Origin of the sequence: Actinoallomurus acaciae, from assembly GCF_042429965.1 — a bacterium.
Lineage (GTDB): Bacteria > Actinomycetota > Actinomycetes > Streptosporangiales > Streptosporangiaceae > Actinoallomurus > Actinoallomurus acaciae.
The window spans coordinates 3,051-3,412 of record NZ_JBHLZP010000759.1 but is presented as its reverse complement, the minus strand read 5'-3'; the positions used below and the strand labels follow the sequence as shown (position 1 = coordinate 3,412).

The window sequence follows — 362 nt, the reverse complement described above, 5'->3', positions numbered from 1 at the left end:
CCGTCCGTGTTCGCCGGCGGCGCGCTGGGCCTCCTGCCGCAGGCCGCCGGCCGTGCCCTCCGCCTGCGCCAGCATGACCGGGACGTCGTTGACCACCGTCTCGACGGTGTTCGCGAGCGCCGCGGTGTCGCGCGCCGCCTTCGGTGTCCGGGCCGCCTCCACGAGACGGCGCGCCGCGGACACGACGTCCTTCGGCGACGTCCGCAGCGTGGCCGCCACGTCCGACAGCGCCTCCGCCTGCGCGATGGAGTGCTCCACCGCGCGCCGTCGCGTCACCGCGACAACGCGGCGGACTCCCGAGGCGACGCTCTGCTCGGACACGATGCGGAACGAGCCGATCTGCGACGTGTGCTCCACATGCG

At 75.1% G+C, this 362-nt stretch carries 1 protein-coding gene; it reads right to left on the bottom strand.

The window, feature by feature from the left end; genetic code table 11:
* A partial coding sequence (locus ACFFNX_RS46520) for a hypothetical protein (protein WP_446678561.1) occupies positions 1-362 on the bottom strand: 362 nt, incomplete at both ends.